The sequence below is a fragment of the Rhodoplanes azumiensis genome (assembly GCF_042682915.1).
In the GTDB taxonomy this organism is placed as follows: domain Bacteria; phylum Pseudomonadota; class Alphaproteobacteria; order Rhizobiales; family Xanthobacteraceae; genus Rhodoplanes; species Rhodoplanes azumiensis.
On record NZ_JBHUIW010000004.1, the window covers coordinates 160,614 to 183,935 of the forward strand.

Consider the following 23,322-nt stretch of genomic DNA (forward strand, 5'->3'; position numbering starts at 1 on the left):
CTCCTTGCTGTGATCACTGACGATCGCCCACTCGGGCGTCCGTCAGTGCGGCCCCGGCTGCACGCGCGTGAGCGGCGTGCCATCGACCGCGGTCGCCTGGGCGGCCTCGAGCTTCTCGAGGTCGGCCTTGCTGAGCTGCGGCCGATCGAGCCTGATGGTCAGCCGGTTCAGCTTGGCGGTGAGACGGAACGGCGGCGTGTAGTCGGCGTCGTTCACGCCGGTCAGCGTGTCGGAGCCGATGTCGAAGGACTCGTCCCATTGCAGGATCATCGGCAGGGTGTGCGGCAGCGTGATGGTCTGCACCGGCTCGCCGTCCACCTTCAGGGTTCCGGTGCCGCCGCGGCCGACGCCGCTCAAGTTGTTGAAGGCGAGCGTGCCGATGCCGAGGCCGTCATACTTGAAGTCGAAGGTCAGCGTGTGTCGACCGGGCGCGAGCACGTTCGGTCCCTCCCACCTCACCCGCTTCAGGTCGACCAGGTTCCACAGGAACACCGGCTTGCCGTCCTTCAGATAGAAGCCATAGCCGGCGAAGCGACCGCCCGAGGTGAGGATCATGCCCTCGGCCCCGCCGTCCGGCACCTCGATGTCCGCCGTGATCGTGTAGGACGTGTTGAGGAGCGACGGCGAGTCGCCCTGCGGTATCCCGGTCATCGGCCGGGTGTAGACGAACTCGCTGCGGCCCGCCGTGATGTTCGGCCGCGGCGCGACGATGCGGGCCGCGACCGAGGCGTCGAGCGGCAGCACTTGGTACTTCTTCGCCTCCGCCAGGAACGCCTCGCGCAACTCCTTCACCTTTTGCGGGCTCTTGGCGGCGATGTCGTCGGCCTGGGCGAAGTCCTTGGACAGATCGTAGAGCTGGAACACCTGGTTGTTCAGCGGATCCGGATTGGCCGCGCCAAATGCCTCCCAGGGGGCGCGATTGACCTTGGTGCTCAGCAGCCAACCGTCCTTGTAGAGCGCCCACTGGCCCATAATCTCGAAATACTGGGTCTTGTGTCGCGACGGCGCCTTGGCGTTCTTCGGGTCGAACGTATAGGCGAAGCTGGTGCCCTCGATCGGCGCCTGCTTGATGCCGTCGACCGTGTCGGGCGCTCGGATGCCGGTGACCTCGAGGATGGTCGGCACCACGTCGATGACGTGCAGGAACTGCTCGCGCAGGGCACCCTTGTCCTTGATGCGGGCCGGCCATGACACCACCATGTTCTGGTTGATGCCGCCGAGCCGCGAGGCGTTCTGCTTGAACCAGTCGAACGGCGTGTCGAAGGCCCACGACCAGCCGGCCGACATGTGATTGTAGGTCTGATCGGTGCCCCAGACGTCGTAGAACTTCATCTGCACGTCGACCGGCAGCTCGCTCAGGCCATTGAAGAACGCCACCTCGTTGGGCGTGCCCAGCGGACCACCCTCGGCGCTCGTGCCGTTGTCGCCGTTGATGTAGATGACCAGCGTGTTGTCGCGTCGACCGATGTCCTCGAACGCCTTGATCACGCGGCCGATCTCGTGATCGTTGTAGGCCGCGTAGGCGGCGAAGACCTCGACCTGGCGGATGAACAGCTTCTTGGCCTCGGGCGTCAGCGTGTCCCACTCCTTCAGCACCTCGCGCGGCCACGGCGTCAGCTTGGTGTCCTTGGGGATGACGCCGAGCCGCTTCTGGTTCCCGAAGATCCGTTCGCGCAGCTTCTCGTAGCCGTCGTCGAACAGATGCATGGCCGTGATCTTCTCCACCCACTCCTTGGTCGGGTGATGCGGCGCATGGGTGGCGCCCGGCGCGTATTTGATGAAGATCGGCTTGCTCGGATCGGTCTGGTGCATCCGGCTGATGTAATCGATGGCGTCGTCGGCCATCGCCGTGATCAGGTTCCAGGTGCCGGGCGGCTTGCCGTCGAACGGGTAGATCTGCGTCCTGTTGCGGAACAGGTTGGGCTGCCACTGGTTGGCGTCGCCGCCGACGAAGCCGTAGAAGTACTCGAATCCCATGCCGGTCGGCCACTGGTCGAACGGCCCGGCCTGGCTCGCCGCGAAGGCCGGCGTGTTGTGGTCCTTGCCGAACCACGCCGTTCCGTAGCCGTTGTCGGTCAGGATCCGGCCGATGGTCGCCTTGTCCTTGCTGATGATGCTGTTGTAGCCGGGGAAGCCGGTCGACTGCTCGGAGATCACGCCGAAGCCGACCGAGTGATGGTTGCGCCCGGTGATCAGCGCGGCGCGTGTCGGCGAGCACAGCGCGGTCGAGAAGACACGATTGTAGCGCAGGCCCTCGGCCGCGAGGCCGTCCATGGTCGGGGTCGGGATGACGCCGCCGAAGGTGGACGGGACGCCGAAACCGGCGTCGTCGGTGATGATCAGAAGGATGTTCGGCGCCTCCCTCGGCGGCACGATGCGGGGCGCCCACCACGGCTTCGACTGCAGCGCGTCGTTCCTGATCACGCCGCCGAACTTCGGGTCGGGCGCAGGAAGCTGGCGACCGTCGATGGTCGTCGTGGCGTCCGGCGCGCCGAGCGTGCCGGTGACCTGCTGGGCCACGGCCGGCCCGAGCGACCAACCCGCGCCGAGCAGGAGGCCGGCGGCGACGCCGGCGAACTTGCGCATGGTCGTCGATCCGATGGTCATCGAAGCTCCTCCGTTGCGAATGTCACGTCCCTAAGCGTCACGTCGAGGGGCGAAGGCCGGCGTCCGGGGCCGGAGGTCGGCGGCGATCTCGTCGGCCACGGGACCGGCATGCCGGAAGAACCGCTTCAGGCCGGCGCAGAGATAGTTGAGGCCGGGCTCGCCGTCGGGCGTCCGGATCAGGCGGTTGCGCGGGCATTCGCCCCAGCAGTCCGCCAGCGCCTCGCAGCCCCGGCAGTAGGCCGGGAGGCGGTCCGACTTGGCGTAGCCGAACATCACCTGCGCGCGCGAGAAGACGAGGTCGGCGAGCGTCGCCTCGTGCAGGTTGCCGAGCCGGTGCTCGGGATAGACGTAGTGGTCGCAAGAGAAGACGCTGCCGTCGTGCTCGACCACCACGGCCTTGCCGCAGGTCTCGGCATAGATGCAGATCTGGGCGGGCAGCCCGAGGCGACGCGCCACCAAGGTCTCGAAGTGGGTCACCAGCGCGGTGCCGAGATCCTTGCGCCGCCATTCGTCGAACACCCGCGACAGGAACGAGCCCCAGTCGTCGGGATCGACCGACCAGTCGGTGACGATCGAATCGGCATGCTCGGGCCGGGCCTGCGGGCTGCCGAGGAGCGGCGCGCGGGCCGAATCGTGCGCCTGCGGCGCCGTCGTCTCGAAGCCGCGCGGCTCGACGATCGGGACCAGCTGGATCACGGTCACGCCGAGCTCGCGGCGCAGGAAGCGATACACGTCGAGCGGCTTCTTCGCGTTTCCCCGGTGAACCGAGACGAGTGCGTTGAAGGGCACGCCGAAGCGGCGCAGCAGCGCAGCCGCGTTCATCACCTTGTCGAAGGTCGGTGCCCCGCCCTTGTTGACCCGGAAAGGATCGTGCAGCGCACGCGGCCCGTCGATGCTGAGCCCGACCAGGAAGCGGTTGTCCTTCAGGAACCGCGCCCACGCCTCGTCGATCAAAACGCCGTTGGTCTGCAGGTCGTTCTCGATTCGCTGCCCGGGCCGCGCGTGCTTCTTCTGCAGCGCGACGACCTCCTCGAAGAAGGCGAGGCCGCGCAACGTCGGCTCGCCGCCCTGCCAGGAGAAAATCACCTCGGGACCGGTGACGCCGGCGATGTACTGACGCACGAACCGCTCGAGCGTGTCGGCGTTCATGTCGCCGGCGCCGAGTCCGTCGGCGCCGGCCCGGCCTGCGGCCGGTCCGCCGGGCAACGTCTCCTTGCTGAGGTAGAAGCAGTAGGTGCAGTCGAGATTACAGCGCGCTCCGGCGGGCTTCGCCATCGCATGAAAGTTTCGCTCGCCGGTCGCGGCGAGCTTGCGCGGGGCGTCGTACTTGTCGGGCACGAGGCTCATGCGGCGAACGAACCGGGAGTCGGCGACCCTCCGCGGCAACGGAGTCGCGAGGCTGCACACACGTCAGCGGAGCCTAGCGCGGGGGACCGCAGGCCAATATGCAGTTGCGGTCACCCGCGTGGCCGCCCGGTCCGATGCCGTGCTTGTGATCCAAACAGGCGCCGCGACTCCTTCATGGCCGAGCGAGACCGGGTATGACCGTGGGCATGCTCGGGGCTTTTTCGTATCGTGGGGTTTCACGCAAACGTTCTGTATTAGCCTTGTTGACTTAGGTGGGGAGCAGCGTGTCTTCGTCATCGGCCTTCGTCGAATTCGCCCGCGCAGTGCGCGAGGCCGATGTCAGCTTCCTGCTGACCAGCCGTGGCCTGCCCGAGTGGTCGGTCCACAACCGAAGCTGCGGCGGTGTCGTGATCCAGCGCGGGCGCTGCGGAGCCGGCATGGTGGCCGACGGCGTGATGGCGCAGCCCGACGCCGTGGTTTTCGTGATGCAGAGCTCGCTCGACCGGCACGCCGTCATGCTCAACGGCGTCCCGGTCGCCCGGCACGGCATCGCGGTGCTGCCGCCGGGCAGCCACTTCGTGTTCGCCAACGCGGTGCCGCACAGCTGGATCTCGCTGACGCTGCCGCTGGCCATGCTGACGCCGGCGCAGGTCGACTGCCTCGCCGGCCGGAGCGGCGGCGCCGCCGCGTCGCTGTTCGAGACGAAGCCGGAGGCCTTTGCCGGACTGCTCGCGCGGATCGACCGAGCGGAAGGCGAGGCGGCGCGTGCGGAGGTGCCGTCCGGCGACTCCCCGGCCGTCGCGGAGCAGATGCACGACGCCGCCACCGCGATCTCCCGGACGCTCGTCGCGGTGATCGGAGCGCCGGAGAGCCGCCATCGGCTCGCCGCGCCGCACCACCACATGATCGTCCGCCGGGCCTTCGAGGAGACGCGCGACGACAACGGCCCGGCGCCGGGCCTCGCCGACCTGTGCGCCGCCGCCGGCGTGTGCGAGCGCACGCTGCGGCGCGCCTTCGGCGCCGTCTACGGCATGCCACCGTCGCGCTATCTCAAGGTCCGGCAGCTCAACCGCGTCCATGCCGCGCTTCTGGATCCGAGCGCGCGCGGACGGATGGTCACCGACGTTCTGACCAGCCACGGCGTCACCGAGCTCGGCCGCTTCGCGGCGCACTATCGGACGCTGTTCGGCGAGCTGCCGTCGCACACCATGCGACGGCTCGAGCGTGCCGCCGAGTGACGGCCGCAGCGGCCATAACGGCCGTGACGGCCGAGGGCGTCAGCTTCGCGTCCATGTTGTCAGCGGGCAACATCACACCCGAATTGTCGTGCCGGCGACCGAAGTGGCCGCTTCTGCATAGTGACCGGAAACGATCCAGGTACCGTCATGGTCGGGCGATCTGCGGAATCGGGGGAGGCCGCGATGGCGGGCGCGAACACCATGCACCGGCAAAGACGGATCACGACGACAGCCTTGGCCGCCGTCGCCTCGGTGGCGCTGGCGGCGCCGGCCGCCGCCGACGAGGGCGGCGTGAGCTTCTGGCTGCCGGGCATCTTCGGCAGCCTCGCGGCGGCGCCGCAGCAGCCCGGCTTCTCGCTCACCTCGATCTACTATCACACGACCGTCACGGCCGGCGACAACGTCGCCCGCGCCCGTGAGATCGGCGCCGGCCGGCTGCCCGTCACGGTAGCGGCGAGCGTCGAGGCGAGCCTGAGCAGCAAGGCCGACATCGCCATCGTCATTCCGTCCTACACGTTCGCCACGCCGGTGCTCGGCGGGCAGGCCACCATCGCCCTGATGACGATCGCCGGCCGGAACACGACCGCGATCGACGCGCGCCTCGACGCCGCCGTGCTGGCCGGGCCGTTCGCCGTGTCGGGCTCGCGCTTCTATGGCATCAGCGAGACCGACACCGGAGTCGGCGATCTCTACCCGCAATTCTTCCTGCGCTGGAACGCCGGCGTGAACAACTACATGACCTACATCACCGGCGACATCCCGGTCGGCAGCTACGACCCGACCAGCATCGCCAATCTCGGCATCGGGCACGGCGCCGTCGACGGCGGCTTCGGCTACACCTATTTCAATCCGGCCACCGGGCGCGAGTTCTCGGCCGTCGCCGGCCTCACCTACAACTTCAAGAATCCCGACACGCAGTACCGGAACGGCGTCGACTTCCATGTCGATTGGGGCGCCTCGCAGTTTCTCACCAAGCAGCTCCAGGTCGGCCTGGTCGGCTATCTGTACCAGCAGCTCTCCTGCGACAGCGGATCGGGCGACCGGGTCGGCTGCTTCGAATCGCGCGTCATGAGCGTCGGTGCTCAGGTCGGCACCATCGTGCCGATGGGCGAGATCCAGGGCTATCTGAATCTCAAGGCGTACAAGGAGTTCGAGTCGGAGAACCGGCCCGAGGGCTGGAACGTGTGGCTGACGCTGGCGCTCACGCCCGCGGCCGCACCGCCGCCGACCGCCACTCCGAGCCGGCGCCTGGCGCTGAAGTAGCGTGGTGCCGGCCGTCGAGGCGAAGCGCGGCTTCTCGCTCCAGCAGGTCGACTTCGACACCGACACCGGCTGATGCGCACCGCCGCGCTCGAGGCCGCGCCCCACGGCCGCGGCGAAGCGGAAGACGGCGCGACGGCGACTTTCTCGTTCCCGCGAGAAATGCCGCGCTTTGAGGCGCCGCTCGCGGGGCACGCGGCAGAGGAAGAAAGTCGACCGGCCGCCGTTGCGGGCTTAAGATCGAGGCGCAGTCGCCGAACCTGCTCGATGGCCCCATCTCAGATACCTCTGAAACCGCCGACGATGGTGTCGCCGTGGTGACGGCCGGTGCAATCGTGGCACCATCCGTGGGCACAGGACACCGCGGCGGGCAAGCGCGCCCTGTCAGGCGATCTTCGTGATCGCTCGGCATCCGGCTCGACAGAGAGCATCGACAGCATCCGGAGCATCGTCGTCCGCGGACGACGGCACGGCCCCGCGTCGCGGCACGTATCGAGCGATCCGGTTCGTGAGGCTGCTCGGTGCCCACGAGAGGATCAGCGAGCCCCCGCAGAGACACTTCACCGACCGACCACTCGTCCTGCCGGTCCGGCAACATGGACCGGTCGTGTGCCCCGATGGCGCGATCTTCGGATCAACCACCGCGGCCCGTGGGCTTGGCCTCGGTCTTTCGCGTGCGCTGTCGCCGCATCCAGGCCGTCACCTCCGCGGGCTTGCCGGAGACCACCTTCAACCACTTGGTCGATCGCAGGCTTTCGTCCGTCTCCGAGCGCCACCATTCGGTGACGATCAGGACGTGCCAAGCCATGCGTCCGGACTTCACGAGACGCAGATTCAGGGCCTCGATCGTGAAGCTGTAGGCCGGGCCGGAGAACCGATGCCGGTCGCGCGTGCAGTCCACGCCTTCGACGGTCCACGATCGGCGCGTATCGCCGATCGCGGCCGCCTCGATCACGAACTCGATGTCCGCGATCGTTCGAGCATTGCCGACCCGGCCCATCACGGAAGGGTCATTCGAACCGCGCGAACGGTGATCGGAACACCGCAGCGGCACCCAACTCGCTCTCGATCTCCAGCAAGCGGTTGTACTTGGCGATACGCTCGCTGCGGCTCGCCGATCCCGTCTTGATCTGCCCGCCGCCCATCGCCACCGCGAAGTCGGCCATGAAGGTGTCCTCGGTCTCGCCGGACCGGTGCGAGATGACGTAGCGCCACCCGGCCTCGCGGCACAGGTCGATCGTCCGAATGGTCTCGGTCACGGTGCCGATCTGGTTGAGCTTGATCAGCACGGAGTTCGCCGACCGCTCGGCGATGCCGCGGCGGACGAAGCGCGGGTTGGTGACGAAGATGTCGTCGCCCACCAGCTGCACGCGGTCGCCGTAGGCGGCGTTCAGACGCGCGAAACCGGCCCAGTCGTTCTCGTCGAGCCCGTCCTCGATCGAGACGATCGGATACTGGTCGAGCCATCGCCCGTAGAGGGCGATCAGGTCGTCGGCGGACTTGCGGCCCTGGCCCGACTTGGCGAGATCGTAGCCGCCGCCGGAATGGAAGGAGCTCGCGGCCGGATCGAGCGCGATGGCGATGTCCCGGCCCGGCGCGAACCCGGCCCGCTCGATCGCCTGCACGATCAGCTCGCACGCCTCGGCGTCGCTCTTCAGGTTCGGGGCGAAGCCGCCCTCGTCGCCGACCGAGGTGGCGTATCCCTTCTCGGCGAGGCTCTTCGCCAGCGCATGGAACGTCTCGGCGCCGTAGCGCAGCGCCTCGGCGAAGCTCGGTGCGCCGACCGGCATCACCATGAACTCCTGGAAGTCGACGCTGTTGTCGGCGTGCTTGCCGCCGTTGAGGATGTTCATCATCGGCACCGGCAGGCGCGTGGCGCCGACCCCGCCGAGATAGGCGTACAGCGGCAGCCCCGAGACCAAAGCGGCGGCACGGGCCACCGCCATCGAGACGCCGAGAATCGCGTTGGCGCCGAGCTTGCCCTTGTCGGGCGTGCCGTCGAGGGCGATCAGCCGGGCGTCGATCTCGGCCTGGCGCGTCGGGTCGCGGCCGACCAGCTCGGGTGCGATCAGGTCGTTCACGTTCGCGACCGCCTTGAGGACACCCTTTCCGCCGTAGCGGCTCTTGTCCCCGTCCCGCAGCTCGATCGCCTCGTTCTCGCCGGTCGAGGCGCCGGACGGAACCGACGCCGACGCCTGATGACCACTGTCCAGCGCCACGTAGACTCGGACGGTCGGATTGCCGCGCGAGTCGAGAATCTCGCGGGCGGAAACGGCTGTGATACGGCTCATGAACCCTCCATCGGCCCGCCACGAGACGGGCCCTTTGCCTCACGTTCGGAACTATGCGTCACCGCCGGAGCACCCCCGGCGCCGAGGCGGATCAGATCAGCACTCCGCCGAGGCGGATCGTCGCCGCGGTAAGGTCATGCTCGTGAAACACCAATAGGCCCGGCGAGATCGGCAGCGTCAACCCGAGCATCGGTCACGCCCCCGACCGGTCCGTCATGCGACAGCGCCCCGCCCGCGGATCACCTGTTGACGATCACGCCGGCCACCAGGCCGAGCCACGTCGCGAGCAGGCAGAGAACGAGTGACAACGATACGTTCGCCCCGGCCAGCAGCCACTCTCCGTCGCGCAGCAGATTCAGGGTCTGCAGGCTGAACGACGAGAAGGTCGTGAATCCACCGCAGATGCCGAACATCAAGAACAATCGCGCATTCGTCGGCAGCAGGAAGCGCCCTTCCGGCAGGGCCAAGGCGGCCACCAAGCCGATCACGAACGATCCGACGATGTTGACGATCACGGTCCCCCACGGGAAGCTCTCCCCGAACAAGCGCGCGACCAGTCCCGAGCACCAATACCGACCCACGCTGCCGAGCGCACCGCCCACAGCGACAAGAAGAACGTCCATCTCCTGCTCTCGCTTCTTTCTCCGCCCGCTCACACGAGGGCGGCCCGTTCCTTCAGGCCCTCGGGGCCGTACTGCAGAACCTGGACCTTCTCCAGCGTGACGAGCCCGCTCGGCATCATGCCGTCGAGCTCCGGCAGGAAGGCGCGGATCTTCTCTTCGGTATCGACGATCTCCACGATCATCGGCAGGTCGAAGCTCAGGCGCAGGATCTTGGCCGTGTGCAGGACGCTCGAGTGGCCGTAGCCCACCGGCCCGCGCAACACGGTCGCGCCCGCCAGATGGGCCTTGCGGGCGGCCAGCACGATGGCCTCGTAGAGGGGCTTGCCCTCGTGCTTGTCGTCCTCGCCGAAGAAGATGCGCAACAGCATCGCGTCCTTGGGGATTTGCATGGGTTGCTCCGTCATCTTGCGTCCTCCAGGACTGGTCGATCGGTGGATGTCGCCGCCGACGGAGCATCGAGCAGCCCCGGCGGGATCAGGTGGCGAGGCAGGAACCACTTGTTGGCGATCAGGGTCGGGATGACAGCGCTGCCGATCACGGCGGCCACCAGCGCCGAGTACTGCCCCTGGTCGATGATGCCGTGCGTCAACCCGAACAGCGACGAGATCGTGCCGAACGTCAGTCCGGTGGACATGAGCAGGGTCGTGTACATCCCCTCACGCCGGCCCGGAAAGGCGCGCGTGACGGGGTAGACGCCGGCCGTTTTGGTCGCCAGCTTGGCCGCGAGCAGCACGAGGAACGCTGCCGGCGCGGCGACGAGATCGGGCACGGAAACGAACGACCCGGCCCGGATGAAATAGAACGGCGTCAGGAACCCGAAGCACAGCGTGCGCAGCCGCCGGATCAGCACATGGTCCTTGCCGACACTGCCCGCCAGGATCATGCCGATCAGATAGGCCGGAAGCACCGCCTCGCTGTCCGCCCAGGTGGCCAGCCCGCCCAGCGCGAACAGGAGCAGCATCAGGTATTTGGTCTCCAGCTCCGACGGCCGGTCGCCGTACTTGTCGAAGAAACGGGCGGTGATCCAGGGCAGCACTAACAGGGCCGCGACGGCCACGCCGACGAACACCAGCGTCTTGTAGCTGAAGGGGGAGAAGATCAGCCCGAGGGCGATCACCGTCCCGAGGTCGGTCACGAAGCACGCCGCGAGCACGACCTTGCCGTAGTCGGTCGCGTTGAAGCCGAACTCCAGCATCACGGCATAGACCACGGCGACCGAGGTGGTGGACATGGCGACACCGGCGAGCCAGCTCGCCATCGGGCTCCACCCGAGCCCGTAATACGCCACGGCCGTGCAGCCGAGGAACGGCACGACGAAGCTCACCAGGCCGATCGCGCCGGCTTCCTTCCAGCGCTCCCGAAATACGCTCGGATCGAGTTCCGCGCCCGCCAGGAAGGTCAGCAGGATCGCACCCGTCCCCGACAGGAACTTGATCCAGCTCTCGTCCGTGCCCAGCGCGGCGCTGCCGATCGCGGCCCCGATCACCAATTGGGCGATGGTGCCGACCACGATCTCCGACAGGGCCGTGGCGATGCCGAACCAGATGGAGACCATGGTGGCCAGGAGTGCCAGTCCCAACCAGAGCGCCGCCTGCGTCCAGAGTGCCGTCATGGCCGTGATCTCTCGCGTCGACAAAAAAACCCGCCATCACGGCGGGTTCATACGCGAGCCCCTCCGCGATGGTCGCGGCAGGAGTCATCAGCCTCTTCGGCAGTTTCGGGGAACTCCATCCCCATCGGGGACAATGAAATCACGCGCAGTTTCAGGCGTCAAGCCGGAGGCCGACCGAGAGCTCGGCGAAGACGAGGATCTGTCATGCGGTCGCAGGCGCGAACTTGCGCGCGGATGGGACGTTTCGGCCATGAACGGAGGCCGACATGATTCCGACCCGCAGCACCCTGTATGCCGTTGTCCTCACCCTGCTTCCGGCAAGCCCACTGCTTGCCGATCGGATGCCGAGCCCGGACGAAAGAGCCCGAATCGAGAGCACCCTCCGGGCGGCCGGGTTCACGTCCTGGGGCGAGATCGAGTCCGAGGACGGCGGGCGGTGGGAGGTCGAGGACGCCGTCGGTCCCGACGGACGACGGTACGAGCTGAAGCTCGACGACACGTTCGCCATCATCCGGCGTGAGCCCGATTGATCCATCAGGGGGCCGCCGCACGATGCTCCTGCCGGGCCGCGCCCCAGACCGCCCGCGCCGCGTCGGCATTCATGACCGCGATGCCCAGTCCGACCACCAGATCGGGCCATGCCGAGGGCCACAAGAAGGCCGTCACCAGCCCGGCAGCAACGATCGCGATGTTCGCCAGCGCATCGTTGCGCGCCGAGAGAAACGCCGCCTTTGTCAGGCTGCCGCTATGGTGCCGGTAGCGCGCCAGCATGAAGGCGCAGGCGAGATTGACGGCGAGTGCGCCCAATCCAGCCAACGTCAGCGGTTCCGGTGCGGGCGGCAGCGGAGCGGTGAGCTTGCCGAGCGCCGTCCAGAGGGTCGCCAGCGCGGGGATCAACAGGATGCCCGCCAGGGCCATCCCGACACGAGCCCGGTTCCGAGCCGACCATCCGAGAGCCATAACGATAAGGAAGTTGACGGATGCATCTTCGAGGAAATCGATGCTGTCGGCAAATAGAGAAACCGACCCGATCACCAGCGCGACATAAAATTCAACTCCAAAGTATGCGAGATTGAGAACAGCGACCCTGGTTACGGCACGCCGGAGCGACAGGCTCTCGTCTGCATCCATCGCCGACATCATTGAAGCCCTTCGTTTACCAAGCCAATCCAGGCCGCAAACATAAGGAGGGTCGGCCGTTAATTCCTTGCCGGAGTCGCAGCGAGAACCCGCGACAGGAGTCGCCCGTCCGAGGCCGTGAGCCGCCGAAATGTCTTGTCCATCGCGTCTGTCCCGCCGATCCACGGAAAATGACCGTAGAGGAAAGAGAGCTGCCGTTCGGCTTCGTCGACGGGCTCGCCTTCCACGAAATGCTTGTAGATCGCGGCCACCAACCCGCTTCGGTCGGCACCGCCGTAGCAATGGATGAGCAGAGGACGCGGCGCGACTCGCAACACCTCGAGCACCCGCTTGAGCGTTTCGGGCGGCGGCTCGCTCTTGGCATACATGCCGATATCGTAGTGTCGGGCGCCGTGCTGCGCCGCGACCGCTCGCTCGTCCGCGTACCAGGGTTCACCGGCATTGTCGCCGCGCAGATTGATGACCGCCCGGATGCCGAAACGGTCGATCGTCTCCGCCAGTTGCGAGCTGTCAAGCTGAGCCGAACGATAGGCCACTCCTGGCGAAATCGCGTGGATGTTCCCGGTCAGGCTCAGGAACAAGGCCCAGCCGCCGGCCGACAGGCCCGGGGCCAGAACCAGCAGGGCCACGAGAACCCGGCGGCGAACGATCAACATCGACGTCTCCTCACGAGGCGGATCGCACACTATGGCAGCTAGAGGCCGGTCGGTCTGTATCCGCTCTGCAACACGACGGCGACCGACGGTGGGCGACCAGAACGGCGCCGGCCGCGATGCACGCAACACCGAGCCAGTTCGGCCCGGACCGCTTCTCGCCGAGAAGCCCAAACGCGAGAACGGCGACGAGAACGACGCTCAGCCTGTCGATCGGAGCAACGCGCGCGGCGTCCCGTAACGCCTCCGAATGCAGCCGAGCGTCTAGCGCGCCAGGCTTCTGTTCATGGACCGCACCGCGATCAGGCAGCCGGCGCTCGCGACGGCCTGCAGGACGCTGTTGTAGGCCGCCAGCGAAAGCCCGAACAGCCGCCAGACATCGACGTCGCAGGGGCGCGTGGCCTTCCACACCGTCGTGCGGTCCTGGAGCCGGTCGAGAGCCAACCCCTCCGGCAGCTCGCCCTCGCACCCCGGGATTCCCGCCCACCAGTGCTCCTCGACCCCGACGCTGTAGAACGCCAGCACGGCACCGAGGAGAAAGACGACACCACACGCTGCGATCACGCGGATGCGCGCCTGGGCCGAGATCGGAAGCGCCGCCGCGGACCCGGCGAGCAAGGCCGTGACGACATACGGAATTCGCTGGTAGAGGCAGAGGATGCAGGGTTCCGCCCCGAGCAGTCGCTCGCCCGCGAACGCCGCCCCGAGCGCACCGATGCCGAGAACGACAATCACGCCCAGGACCAGCGACGGACGCACGAGCCGCGAGACATCAATCATGCCACCCTCCCGGGACGACGCCCGATCGTGAGCGCGTCCTCATTTCCAGTACTCGTGACGGAAGTAGTTCGAGACGCTCCCGAGCGTGGAGATCGGGGGAACGGCCGCCGCGACCAGGCCGACGATGATCACCAACGTCGCCGTCGCGGCCAGCAGCTCGCGCAGCAGCTTGATGCGCCGGCGCGGCCGGGCTCCGCCGATGTAGTTGCAGAGCGGCTTCCAGTTGAACGCGAGATGCCAGACGACGACGGCGCTGAACAGGATGGCGACGACGTTATGGAGGTTGACCCACGCCTCGCGATCGAGCGCCCACAGATCCCAATCGATGCTCTTGGCGATCCGGCTGCTCGGGGCGATGAACAGCACGACGCCGCTCACGAGAAGCACGACGGCGCTCAGTCCCAGAACGAACACCACCCAACCTCGCTTGTTGAACGGCCTGGCCTCGACCGACTCGCCCACGATGGTTTCTGCTCTCATGTCACCCTCCTCGCGCTCGTCGGTCGGCATGCCATCCGGCGCCTCGCCACGCCGTCCGAACGGCCATCAACGGATCGACGACGACGTCGCGCGGCTCCGGCCCGCGACAACGGCCTCGATGCACGTCATGAAGCGGAGAACGCACGGCGCCCGCAGGCGATAGAAGACCTGCAGGCCACGCTTGTCGCCCTCGACGATTCCGGCCTCCTCGAGGATCGCCAGATGCTTCGACACCGACGAGAAGCTCACGCTCGTCGCGGCGACGATCCGGCACACGCACCGTTCGCCATCCGCGAGATCCTCGACGATGCGCAATCGCGTCGCGTTCCCGAGCGCTTTCAACACGCGCGCCCTGTCCTCGAGCCGCGATCGCTCGCCCGCTCTCGTCGGACGGACGCGAAGCGGCGCTTCCCGGAGGCTGGTCACGGCGGACGGATCTCCGCTGGACATCGGCTCGTCCTTTCTCCGTTCGAGCGGCGCCACTCTTCGGCATCACGGCGTCGACGCTTTCGCCAGATGCCGGTCGAGGATGCGGGCGAACTCGTCGAAGGACATCAGGCCCACGACCTTCTCGCCGTTCACGATGAAGGTCGGCGTCGCCGACACCTTGTGAGCCTTCTGGGCGTCGCGGGCGCGATCGAGGATCCGCTTGATGAGGGCGTCGTCCATCAGGCACGATTCGAACTGTGGCCGCTGGATCCCCGCCTTTTGCGCGATCGTCTCCAGGCTCCCGATCGGATCCTGTGCATCCATCCATTGCTCTTGCGCCCTGAACAGCACTTCGAGCAGCTCCAGGTAGCCGCCGGGACCGGCGCAGCGCGCGACGACGGCTCCGGCCAGCGGCAACTGCCCGAGCGGGAAGTCCCGGACGATCCATCTGACCTTCCCCGCGTCGATGTATTGCGCCTTGATCCGTGGCAAAATCTGGAGGTGGAAATCCGAGCAATGAGGGCAGCCCAGGGAGGAATATTCTTCCACCGTCACTTTCGCGTCCGGGCGTCCTTGCGTCGATTCGAGCAGCCGATCGGCCGGCGCGGCAGCCGGCTCGGCTGCCAGCCGGGAACCTCCGGCCACGAGAACCGCGAGGCACATCCCGACCGCGAGAAAGACCATCCGCTTCATCGTCCACTCCACTCTCGATGGTTCCCGATCGTCGATTCATTTTCTCGATCAGGAAAATAACAGGTCACGAAATGCCTCACATACGTGACTGTCCGGGACTTTCGGCTACACTTGCATCTCCCTGCCGACGGCCGGCCGCGATCTGCTCGCACCGCTGCTCGTGATCGCCAGATGGAGCGGTCCCGACTCGGGGGATAGGGGTGCGTCGTCATGTGGGGCCGGCGAAGTCTCGACGAGCAGACGTCGTCGCTCGGTGATCCCGTGCCGGACGTGATCGAGCATCAACGAGAACGCCGGCAGCCGTTCGGTCCCGAGCGCTCGGAGGCCGGTCGCGGAGACCACGGCCTCGATGATTCCGTCCAGCTCCGATTGGAGTCTGTCCAGCTCGTCCGAGGTCGTGGCCTTGCGAACATCACCGAGCAACTCCACCAGTTGCCGGAGCGCCTGCCCCTGGGACGGCCTCGCGTTCGCCAGCACATGAAACCCGGCCGTGAAGACGGACCCCAGGACGCCGAAGCCGAGCACCGTGTAGTAGATCAGGTCGCCGTACAGGTCGAAGAACGATTTCTCGTCACCGTCGATATATGCGGCAGCGCCGGGGTGAACCGGGATCCGCGCATCCTTCTCGGTCTCCGGCGCCTCGATCCGGTCGGCGGACGGAAAATCCATCGCCAGGCTCGGCCGCATGTCGAACACGAGTCGCGTCAGCTCCGCGACGACGGTGCTCGGCAGCCTCTGGTCGGCGACCAGGAGGTTACGGAAGCCGATCGTCGTCATCGTCTTGGCCGGCCGGTTTCCTCCGAACACGCCGGCCACGATCTCGGCTTCCTCGAAGCTCGACGTCCTCTTGGCGATGCCTCCGGCATCCCCGAGATCCACGAACTGCGGTCCGCGCGTTCCGGTCGACACGGCGGACAAGGCCGTGGTCAACGAGCGACCGTTCGCCGGCCCGACCGCCAGCAGCGCGTCGACGCGCTTCGTCCGCACGGCGTCGCGCGCCTCGACGCTCGTCAGGGCCGTCACGCGAACCGAGCTCTCCCGAATTCCGTGGTGCCGCAGGATGGTCTCGAGAATCCCGTCATTGATCCCCGGACGCCCGATCACGCCGACCGACTTGCCGACCAGATCGCCGACCTGCCTGATCCGGCTGCCCGTCGGCGCGACCAGCAGCACCACGTTGCGGTGAAAGATCGCGACCGCCCGCCCCGTCCCGGGCACCGACGCATCGCTGCGCACGATCGCGAGATCGGCCTCCCCTCCGGCCAGAGCCTTGCCCGCCGCGGCCGGGCTCTCGCGCGAAGATACTTTCAGCCTGATGGAGGCGTTCCCAGTGACGAGCCTTTGGGCGATGCCGGTCACGAGCCGTTCGTCCTCGCTGCCGGGCGGCCCCACGGCCACCCGCAACATCGTCGGCTTACGCAGATAATGGATGCCGGCGGCGACGATCCCGACGAGCAGCAGGCTCAGGCCGGATGCGACGAGCGCACGTCTGAATATCGGTCGCATGAGACGCTCGCTCCTTCGCCGACCGCCGCCCGACCGGATGCCGTCGTTCACGGGACGGAACGGCGGCGTCCGGAACGGCGTACATCGCCCGGGCTTGTCCCGAACCATCCCTGTCTCGGCGACCACGCGCCTTGGCGACGGTCAAATTCGCGTTTCGGGCTGTGGCTCACGGTGATCCGACCGACAGGCCCGAGCCGCCCCCTCAGTCGCGCAGCCAGACCATTCCGACGACGCGGGTGCCGTCGACGAGCTGCACGGCGCGCCCGAAGCGACCGTTCCAGGAGGAACCGGCCTTCAACGCCGCCAGATCGGCGTCCTCCCACAAGTTCCCGACGAGCTTGCCGTCGACGAGAAGCGGCGTCCGCTTGAACCCACGCGGCGTGGTCCACGCTTCGCCCTTCTTGGCGGTGGCGACCACGGCCTTGACGCTGTCGTCGAGCTTGCTGCGCGAGGCGTCCGACGGCGCGGCCTGTTGCTGATAGCCGGGACCGTAGCCCCAGTGCGGACCGCCGCGGCCCTGCGGACCACCACCCCAGCCGGGGCCTCCGTAGGGACGCTCCGAATTCCAGCCGCCCGGGCCGCCCTGCCCGCCCCAGCCGGGGCCCGGCTGCGCGATCGCGATGCCGGCCGCTCCGACGACCAACGCGACGACCGTCGCGCCGACGAGACCGAATGTGCGCTTGGACATGATCATATCTCCTGATGTCGCCCGCGCCCTTCTTACCGCCGTCACGCTGACATCTCGCTGATGGCCCGCCCCGATGAAGCCAGCGCACGGATTTAACAGTCGTCATCTGAGATGCGCAGCGAGGCCCCAGTCCAGCCGGTCGGATCGCGGCATCATGGCGACCTTTGGATCATGCCGTCAGCCGACGAAGAGCACGTGATCTGCCTCCCGCCGGCATCGCGGTCGTCGCAAGCGCTCACGATCGTGTCGCGCTCCGTCTCTCGATCCATCGACAACCCGGGTGACGCACTCGAAATCATCCAGAGGCGCACCAAGCCGATCTTCGACAACGGCGACCCGCGCCGTTCACGGCACATTTGCCGGCGCAAACCGACATGCGGGTCCGTCTCCGAGCTCGATCTGAAACACCGCGTGGCCGATTCCGAAGTGCTCCCTGAGCTCCTCGGCAACATGGTCCAGAAATGCATCCCCAGGATGACCCGACGGGATGACGAGATGAGCCGTGAGAGCATTCGAGGTTGTGCTCAGGGCCCACACGTGAAGGTCGTGCACCTCCGTGACACCATCGAGGCCTTCCATCCATACCTTCAGTGCTGCGTGATCGACGGAGGCCGGAACAGCATCGAGAGCCACCGACAACGAAGCTTTGAGAAGACCATAAGCCGCCCATACGATCACCATGCTGACCAGAATGGCGGTGATGGGATCCAGCCAAGACCAGCCGGTGAACAGCATCAAGGCGGCGGATGCGACGACGCCCAGCGAGACAGCGGCATCCGCCGCCATGTGCAGGAACGCCCCTTCCGAATTCAGGTCACTCTTGCGTCCGGCGCGGAACATGAGCGCGGTTCCACCATTGATCGCGATTCCGAGCAGCGCGACGATGATTACGGCCCCTGCCGGAACCGCGACCGGATCGGAGAATCGCTGGACCGCTTCCCATATGACCGCGCCTGCACCGACGAGAATGGCGACGCCGTTGGTCAGCGCAGCCATGATGGTCGAGCGCCCGAGGCCATACGTGTACTCTTCAGTCGGCGGACGCGTTGCGGCAACGGTCGCCCACCATGCGATCAGCAGGCCGCCGACATCCGTCAGATTGTGCGCGGCATCGGCCAGCAGCGCCAAGGATCCGATACTGAACCCGGCGATCGCCTCGACGATCACGTAACCGGCGTTCAAGCCGACCGCCCATTTGAAGACGGCACTCGCGTCGACCGGCGATGAGACGACGCCGTGGACGTGTCCGTGGTCTTGCTTGTCCGCCATATTCTTCGTCCTTCGTCTCGACGTGTTTCGAATCGGCTCTACTCGGCTCGGCCCACAGCAGGGGCTAGGGCACACGCGCGTCGCGCGCCTTCGCCACTAGCCGATCGGGTCTGCGAGCGGATTCGCCCGTATCTTCTCACTGGATCTCGAACAGCCCGGGTATCGCGCTCGAGATCATCCAGAGGCCCGCCAATACGAGCACGCCGGCGAAGGTCCGCCGTCCCGGGAGCCATCGCTCGAAGCGTCCCACTCGTCCGACCAAGGTTTGCACGTAAGTCGGAGCGACTCCGGCGACGAACAGCAGAACGCCGTGGCCGAGCCCATAGGCGAGCAGCATCGCGGCACCGGTCCACGTCGCCTGTCCGAGGAACGCGCCGGTTCCGGCGAGGCTGAGCGCCGCGGCGAGAGCCGGCGTGGCGCAGGGTGTCATGACGGTCCCGGTCAGCGCCCCGAACGCGGCGGCTCCGAGCCATCCCGACCCGCGCAGGCGATCCGCCACGGCGGGATGAAGGCCGACGGAACACGTGTCGCCGGATCGCCAGAACCACACGCCGGCTGCCGCGAGCAGCAGCCCGACCATGATGGCCCAGGGGCCGCCGGACGCGCCGAAGAACACGCCGAGCCGAGCCGCCGCGAGGCCGAGGGCGACGAAGGCCAGCGTCATCCCGCCGACGAACGCGCCCGACAGCAGGATCGCCTGGCGCCGCGACGACGAGCGGCTTCCGACGAAGCCGATCGTGACCGGAACCGCCGCGACGACGCATGGCGTCGCCGACGACACGATCCCGGCGACGAACGCCGTGAGAATCGCAGCCGCACCGTTCATTGACGCCCCGTCACGGTCATCGGGCCGAGCCCCAGCCGTCGCAAGATGTCGTCGCCGGAGATCGGCCCGAGGTGACGATCGACCTCACGCCCTCCGGCATCGAAGAACACCTGGGTCGGCATCATCTGGATCTGGTACTTGGGGATCAGGCGCCGCCCGGTCCTGGAAAAGAGATCGACCGTGACGACGTTCAATCGATCGCCGTGCTCGCGTGCCAGCACGGCGAGGATCGGAATCATGGTGCGGCAACTCTCGCACCGATCGGATCCGAACTCGACCACGGTCGGCTTTCCGGCCCGGATCGCCTCGGCCACGGGATCGACCTCCGCAACCACGAGGGTCCGATCCTCGTGGTTCAAATGACGATTCGCCAGTGCCATCGCCACGACCAGTCCGATCGCGACGACGACCATCGCCGTCAGGACGAGGCGCCATCGTCGATATCTGGTCATGGGCGACGCTCGATCGCCGCGGAACCGGATCACGTCCTTCGACGTGAACCCGTTACCGAAGGCGTGTCCCGGTCACGCTCAGGCGAGCCACTTGGCGATGTCGTCGGCCTTCGGCAGCCCGCCGGCGTGGACGACCTTGCCGTCGATCACGATGCCGGGCGTCGAGGCGATGCCGTAGCCGGCGATCGCCGCGTAGTCGGTGACCTTCTCGATCGTGACCGCGACGCCGAGCCGGTCGGCTTCGGCCTTGACCATCTCGGCCGTGGTGACGCAGCGCTTGCAGCCGGGGCCGAGAACCTTGACGTCCTTCATGACGACTTGACTCCTTTGTGAACGGACGATTGAACGAGAACCCCACGCGCCGTCACGCCGGCCTCGGCGAGGCCGAACTCGGCCCATGGGCGGGTGCCGCGAACACCTTGCCGCTCAGCACGCCCTTCGCGGTGTTCACGAGGGTGACGCTCCAGAGGCCGACGAGAAGCAGATAGGCCGCGAACCCGATCAGCCAGACACTCTCCAGGTGGAAGGCCTTCGCCAAGGCGTTGCTCGCCGCCGCATAGGCGCCCAGGGGGAACGTGAACGCCCACCACGCCAGCGAGAACGGAAGGTCGCCGCGACGCCGGTATGCGAGTGTCAGGACGATCGACATCGCCAGCCACCACGCCCCGAAGCCCCAGAGCAGATACGCCATGGCGTAGAACGGCTCTCTGACCGCGAGGAACGGCGTCGCATCGACCAGCAAGGTGAGGCTCATCGGAACGACACCGATGGGTCCGAGATTGATCCACACCGTCGGCAGCAGCGCCCCGGGCAGCGGGCTGCCGACGACGAAGCGGGACATCGTCAGCGCCAGGAACGCGAGATAGAGGAAGAAGCCGGACCCCAAACCGACATAGCTGATCAGCAGAATCAGCTCCTTGAGCATCCCGTCCGTTCCATTGGCGAGAACGCTGCCGGTCAGCGGAATCAGCACGAGGCCGACCGGCGGAATGAACATGCCGGGTGTGACGTGCTCGATCGTGACCTTGTCGTTCTGGAACGTGCTCAGCGGCACGACGATGCTGAACACGATCGTGAGCAGCGTTCCCACGCTCCACAGCGCCGCAGCCACCGCAGTGTCGTGCCACAACACCACGAACTGCAGGGAGAGCACCAGCAATGCGATCCCGATCGTCGGGTAGAATTGGGTCATGACAGGGTGCCTGAGCGCCGCCATGGCCTCCGACCGATATCGGAACCAGCGCAAGGTCCAGGGAATCAACAGCGCAAGGAACAATACGACGTTGAACCAATGGAGACCCCTGCCGACGTCCTGCAGCACGGGAATGCGCTGGCCGTAGTTGAAGCTGTTGATCGCCAGCACTCCGGTGCCCATGACCGCAGCGAACCAGGATGGTGCGAAGTTGCGCACGATCGAATCGAAGCCCCCCGACCGGCCGGTGGTCCCGGGACTTGGATGCCCAAACGTCTGTGACATGTGCCGTTCCCTCTCGATCGGAGACCGATCGTTCGCCTGCACTCCGGTCGGCTGATCTCGGCCACCCGGAACAGATCTGCGATCGACGGCCCCTCAGCCCTGGAACAGAAGGTTGAACAGGAATCCCACCGCCAGGATGCCGGTCGCGACCACGGCGACGAAGACGGCGATCAGTCGGGTGGTGAGCACCTTGTGCAAGATGATCATCTCGGGCGCCGAGAGCGCGATGACGCTCATCATGAAGGCCAGCACGGTGCCGAGCGCCGCGCCCTTGCCGAGCAGCGCCTCGACCACCGGGATGATGCCGGCCGCGTTGGAGTACATCGGCACGCCGAGCACGACGGCCGCCGGCACCGACCACCAGGCGTCGCGCCCCATGATCGCGGCGAGCAGGTCGGCGGGAACATAGCCGTGGATGAAGGCGCCGGCCGCGATGCCGGCGATGACCCAGATCCAGACGCGGCCGACGATGTCGATCACGGCCTCGATCCCGGCCTGGAGACGTTCGACGATCGTGACCTCGACATCGGGGATCTCGGCGGCGCTCGAGCGCACGTTGCGGACCCAGTCCTGCAGCCAGCCCTCGAGATGGAAGCGCCCGATCACCCAGCCGGCCACGATGGCGATGCCCAGTCCGAAGCCGAGATAGGCGAGCGCCACCTTCCATCCCAGCAGTGCGAGCAGCAGGCCGAGTGCGACCTCGTTCACCATCGGCGCGGCGATCAGGAACGAGAAGGTGACGCCGAGCGGCACGCCGGCGCTGACGAAGCCGATGAACAGCGGCACGGCCGAGCACGAGCAGAACGGCGTGACGATGCCGAGCGCGGCGGCCGCGACATTGCCGATCCCTTCGTGCCGGCCCGCCAGCAATGCCCGGGTCCGCTCCGGCGAGAACCAGCTGCGCAGAACCCCCATGCCGAACACCACCAGGGTGAGCAGCATCAGCACCTTGGGTGTGTCGTAGACGAAGAACGCGACGGCATCGGCGAGGTGGCTGCCGGGCGCGAGCGGCAACTGGCCGACGAGCCAGTCGGAGAACGGCTGGAGCTGGGCATAGACGAGAACCCATGCGACCAGGAACGCCGCCGTGCCGGCGAGCCAAAGCCCGGTCCGCGGGGCGGTTGCGATCTCGGTGTCGGACGCGGTCATGCGGCAGCCCTCTTCTCACGCGCCGGAAGCGCCAGAACGGCGTCGACGAGCGCGACGACGCGTGGATCGAGATTCGGATTGCGGCGATACCGGACCCACTGGGCATCCCGGCGATCGACCACCAGGCCCACCCCCTTGAGCACCCCCATGTGGCGGGACATGCGCGACTGGGTCGCGCCGAGCTTGTTCATCAACTCGCAGACGCAATGCTCCTGCCCGTCCCACAGGAGCCGCACGACCCCGAGCCGGGTCTCCTCGGCGAGCGCAGACAAGAGGTCTGTCGGATCCATCGTTGCTATCCCGTCGTCAGAGCTGACTCTGATTGGCACTGCCTATACGCATTAGCGTTTATGCGCATATCCGCATATACGGCGCAAAGAGCGGCTTGTCAAGCACCGCCGCCGTCCTTCCGCTCTGTCGGTTCCGGAGGAACGGCTGGATTCCTGTTCTCGCCCGAGCAGCGGAACGACCCCGGCACCCCCTGCGGCGAGACCGCTTGCATCGCTTCCACTATTCTGGCATCTTAGAAATATGGAAGTAAAGAATGCGCTGCTCGGCTTCTCGGCACTGTCCCAGGCGACACGGATGGACGTGTTCCGGCTGCTGATCGCGCACGAGCCGGACGGGCTCGCCGCCGGCGAGATCGCCCGGCAGCTCGCCGTGCCGGCCAACACCATGTCGGTGCATCTCGCCACCCTGGCGCGGGCCGGCCTCGTCACCGCCGAGCGACGCAGCCGCTCGATCGTCTACCGTGCCGATCTCGCCGCCACCCGGACGCTGGCGAGCTTCCTCCTCGACGGCT

The 23,322-nt window shown here is 67.1% G+C and carries 25 protein-coding genes, 2 pseudogenes and 1 riboswitch; of the genes and pseudogenes, 4 read left to right on the forward strand and 23 right to left on the reverse strand.

Features of this window, described 5'->3' with window-relative positions:
- Positions 1-42 precede the first annotated feature (42 nt).
- On the reverse strand, positions 43-2,607 hold the full coding sequence (locus ACFSOX_RS05890) for an arylsulfatase (protein WP_378476862.1): 2,565 nt from the start codon (positions 2,605-2,607) through the stop codon (positions 43-45).
- 30 nt (positions 2,608-2,637) lie between these two features.
- A complete protein-coding gene (locus tag ACFSOX_RS05895) occupies positions 2,638-3,954 on the reverse strand; it encodes an anaerobic sulfatase maturase (RefSeq protein ID WP_378476863.1) in 1,317 nt (438 codons plus the stop codon).
- Positions 3,955-4,238: 284 nt separating this feature from the next.
- Here ACFSOX_RS05895 and ACFSOX_RS05900 point away from each other — a divergent pair, with 284 nt between their 5' ends.
- Positions 4,239-5,192: an AraC family transcriptional regulator gene (locus ACFSOX_RS05900; protein ID WP_378476864.1), complete on the forward strand. Its 954-nt coding sequence runs from the start codon at positions 4,239-4,241 to the stop codon at positions 5,190-5,192.
- Positions 5,193-5,393: 201 nt separating this feature from the next.
- Complete coding sequence (locus tag ACFSOX_RS05905) at positions 5,394-6,455, forward strand: SphA family protein (RefSeq protein WP_378476961.1); 1,062 nt, start codon at positions 5,394-5,396, stop codon at positions 6,453-6,455.
- A 631-nt stretch (positions 6,456-7,086) separates the two neighbouring features.
- Here ACFSOX_RS05905 and ACFSOX_RS05910 read toward each other — a convergent pair.
- From ACFSOX_RS05910 to ACFSOX_RS05930, 5 genes are all read right to left on the reverse strand, one after another.
- Positions 7,087-7,452 (reverse strand): hypothetical protein, encoded by a 366-nt coding sequence (locus ACFSOX_RS05910; protein ID WP_378476865.1) that lies wholly within the window; start codon positions 7,450-7,452, stop codon positions 7,087-7,089.
- 10 nt (positions 7,453-7,462) lie between these two features.
- Positions 7,463-8,743, reverse strand: coding sequence for a phosphopyruvate hydratase (eno, locus tag ACFSOX_RS05915; RefSeq protein ID WP_378476866.1), 1,281 nt, complete (start codon positions 8,741-8,743; stop codon positions 7,463-7,465).
- A 239-nt stretch (positions 8,744-8,982) separates the two neighbouring features.
- A complete protein-coding gene (gene crcB / locus ACFSOX_RS05920; protein WP_378476867.1) occupies positions 8,983-9,366 on the reverse strand; it encodes a fluoride efflux transporter CrcB in 384 nt (127 codons plus the stop codon).
- Between the two features lie 29 nt (positions 9,367-9,395).
- Positions 9,396-9,755, reverse strand: coding sequence for a DUF190 domain-containing protein (locus tag ACFSOX_RS05925; protein WP_378476868.1), 360 nt, complete (start codon positions 9,753-9,755; stop codon positions 9,396-9,398).
- An 11-nt stretch (positions 9,756-9,766) separates the two neighbouring features.
- Positions 9,767-10,978, reverse strand: a complete 1,212-nt coding sequence (locus tag ACFSOX_RS05930) for a cation:proton antiporter (protein WP_378476869.1) — start codon at positions 10,976-10,978, stop codon at positions 9,767-9,769.
- Between the two features lie 71 nt (positions 10,979-11,049).
- Positions 11,050-11,110: riboswitch (Fluoride riboswitch) on the reverse strand.
- Between the two features lie 134 nt (positions 11,111-11,244).
- Here ACFSOX_RS05930 and ACFSOX_RS05935 point away from each other — a divergent pair.
- Positions 11,245-11,508, forward strand: coding sequence for a PepSY domain-containing protein (locus ACFSOX_RS05935; RefSeq protein WP_378476870.1), 264 nt, complete (start codon positions 11,245-11,247; stop codon positions 11,506-11,508).
- Positions 11,509-11,512: 4 nt separating this feature from the next.
- Here the strand turns inward: ACFSOX_RS05935 and ACFSOX_RS05940 are convergent, their stop codons facing one another.
- From ACFSOX_RS05940 to ACFSOX_RS06015, 16 genes and pseudogenes are all read right to left on the reverse strand, one after another.
- Positions 11,513-12,121 carry a cation efflux transmembrane domain-containing protein gene (locus ACFSOX_RS05940; RefSeq protein ID WP_378476871.1) on the reverse strand — a complete coding sequence of 203 codons (609 nt, stop codon included), beginning with the start codon at positions 12,119-12,121 and terminating at the stop codon, positions 11,513-11,515.
- 56 nt (positions 12,122-12,177) lie between these two features.
- The gene (locus ACFSOX_RS05945) at positions 12,178-12,774 is read right to left on the reverse strand and encodes a tyrosine-protein phosphatase (protein ID WP_378476872.1); all 597 of its coding nucleotides are present in this window, start codon (positions 12,772-12,774) and stop codon (positions 12,178-12,180) included.
- Between the two features lie 85 nt (positions 12,775-12,859).
- A pseudogene (locus ACFSOX_RS05950) lies at positions 12,860-13,012 on the reverse strand (EamA family transporter); the annotation flags it as partial.
- A gap of 23 nt (positions 13,013-13,035) precedes the next feature.
- The gene (locus ACFSOX_RS05955) at positions 13,036-13,551 is read right to left on the reverse strand and encodes a disulfide bond formation protein B (RefSeq protein WP_378476873.1); all 516 of its coding nucleotides are present in this window, start codon (positions 13,549-13,551) and stop codon (positions 13,036-13,038) included.
- Positions 13,552-13,590: 39 nt separating this feature from the next.
- On the reverse strand, positions 13,591-14,031 hold the full coding sequence (locus ACFSOX_RS05960) for a DUF4405 domain-containing protein (RefSeq protein ID WP_378476874.1): 441 nt from the start codon (positions 14,029-14,031) through the stop codon (positions 13,591-13,593).
- A 66-nt stretch (positions 14,032-14,097) separates the two neighbouring features.
- Positions 14,098-14,514 carry an ArsR/SmtB family transcription factor gene (locus tag ACFSOX_RS05965; RefSeq protein ID WP_378476875.1) on the reverse strand — a complete coding sequence of 139 codons (417 nt, stop codon included), beginning with the start codon at positions 14,512-14,514 and terminating at the stop codon, positions 14,098-14,100.
- Positions 14,515-14,523: 9 nt separating this feature from the next.
- Complete coding sequence (locus ACFSOX_RS05970) at positions 14,524-15,153, reverse strand: DsbA family protein (RefSeq protein ID WP_378476876.1); 630 nt, start codon at positions 15,151-15,153, stop codon at positions 14,524-14,526.
- Between the two features lie 105 nt (positions 15,154-15,258).
- On the reverse strand, positions 15,259-16,767 hold the full coding sequence (locus ACFSOX_RS05975; RefSeq protein WP_378476877.1) for a TAXI family TRAP transporter solute-binding subunit: 1,509 nt from the start codon (positions 16,765-16,767) through the stop codon (positions 15,259-15,261).
- Positions 16,768-16,861: 94 nt separating this feature from the next.
- Positions 16,862-17,347 carry a hypothetical protein gene (locus tag ACFSOX_RS05980; protein WP_378476878.1) on the reverse strand — a complete coding sequence of 162 codons (486 nt, stop codon included), beginning with the start codon at positions 17,345-17,347 and terminating at the stop codon, positions 16,862-16,864.
- Between the two features lie 345 nt (positions 17,348-17,692).
- Entirely contained in the window at positions 17,693-18,616 is a 924-nt protein-coding gene (locus ACFSOX_RS05985) for a cation diffusion facilitator family transporter (protein ID WP_378476879.1), read from the reverse strand.
- A gap of 136 nt (positions 18,617-18,752) precedes the next feature.
- Positions 18,753-19,442, reverse strand: a complete 690-nt coding sequence (locus ACFSOX_RS05990; protein WP_378476880.1) for a cytochrome c biogenesis CcdA family protein — start codon at positions 19,440-19,442, stop codon at positions 18,753-18,755.
- Positions 19,439-19,894, reverse strand: a complete 456-nt coding sequence (locus ACFSOX_RS05995) for a thioredoxin family protein (RefSeq protein WP_378476881.1) — start codon at positions 19,892-19,894, stop codon at positions 19,439-19,441. Before ACFSOX_RS05995 ends, ACFSOX_RS05990 begins: the two co-directional genes overlap by 4 nt.
- A 78-nt stretch (positions 19,895-19,972) precedes the next feature.
- Positions 19,973-20,206, reverse strand: coding sequence for a thioredoxin family protein (locus ACFSOX_RS06000; RefSeq protein ID WP_378476882.1), 234 nt, complete (start codon positions 20,204-20,206; stop codon positions 19,973-19,975).
- A gap of 52 nt (positions 20,207-20,258) precedes the next feature.
- A complete protein-coding gene (locus ACFSOX_RS06005; RefSeq protein WP_378476883.1) occupies positions 20,259-21,305 on the reverse strand; it encodes a TDT family transporter in 1,047 nt (348 codons plus the stop codon).
- A 159-nt stretch (positions 21,306-21,464) separates the two neighbouring features.
- Positions 21,465-22,520, reverse strand: a complete 1,056-nt coding sequence (locus ACFSOX_RS06010; protein WP_378476884.1) for a permease — start codon at positions 22,518-22,520, stop codon at positions 21,465-21,467.
- Complete coding sequence (locus ACFSOX_RS06015) at positions 22,517-22,810, reverse strand: ArsR/SmtB family transcription factor (RefSeq protein ID WP_378476885.1); 294 nt, start codon at positions 22,808-22,810, stop codon at positions 22,517-22,519. The genes ACFSOX_RS06010 and ACFSOX_RS06015 overlap by 4 nt, the downstream gene beginning before the upstream one ends.
- Before the next feature lie 241 nt (positions 22,811-23,051).
- Between ACFSOX_RS06015 and ACFSOX_RS06020 the strand changes: the two are divergent.
- Positions 23,052-23,231: pseudogene (locus tag ACFSOX_RS06020) on the forward strand (winged helix-turn-helix domain-containing protein); the annotation flags it as partial.
- Positions 23,232-23,322 lie beyond the last annotated feature (91 nt).